We start from the raw sequence: 805 nt of genomic DNA on the forward strand, positions 1-805 counted from the left end.
TAATTGTTTTTTTTAAAAAAAAACGAAAAATAATTATAGATAATATTTAATCTATTGATAATCAATCAATAAAACTCAATAAAAATATTGAAGCTAACCAGTTATTTCTGAGAATAACGATACTTTGTTGAAGAAGATTTGAAACCGATTGCTTGTTGATATCCATAATAGCAGAGATTTCCTCGTGGTTGAGGTTCTCATAATATCGCAAGTACAAGGCTTCTTTCTGCCGCTTTGTCAATAATTTGAAGTATTCATTAAATTTAGTAAGCAATTCGTTTAAATCATCTTCTTGCAAAAGCATGGATTCGATGTTTTGAAACTCAATCATTTGCTCGTCTTCTTGTTCAAGAAAATCCGTCGATAAATTATTTTTATTTACTGCCCTAATTAAATTATTACGAAGTGCTTTGAACAAATAGTTTTTTACAGAAGCAGGCGTAGAAAGATAGGCTTTACGTTCTAATAATTCTAAAAATAAATCTTGAATAGTATCTTCAATCAAAGATTTATCCTTGGTGAATTTTGTACCATATTGCAAAAGAGAGCGAAAGTATCTTCTCATCAATTCGCTCAGTGCATCACCATCTCCATTTTTGAAATTAAGCCATAAAAGGCTATCTGAAACATGCTCTCTTGTATGTAATGTTACAATTTTCATATTCAAATGATTCTTGGATGCTCAAACACTAAGAGCATATGTAAATACATACAATTGCTTTATTGTTTTTATACATTGAAAAGTCTAAATGTGTTTGATTGACACAAAACTATATGTTTTTTTTAGAATTATAATACTTTTATC

The 805-nt window shown here is 28.4% G+C and carries 1 protein-coding gene; it reads right to left on the minus strand.

The window, feature by feature from the left end; all coding sequences use genetic code 11:
• Positions 1-61 precede the first annotated feature (61 nt).
• On the minus strand, positions 62-661 hold the full coding sequence (locus tag AC07XN_RS24530) for an RNA polymerase sigma factor (RefSeq protein ID WP_494744958.1): 600 nt from the start codon (positions 659-661) through the stop codon (positions 62-64).
• Positions 662-805: the final 144 nt, after the last annotated feature.

This window comes from Arcicella sp. GW458-12-2-14-TSB2 (assembly GCF_059423785.1).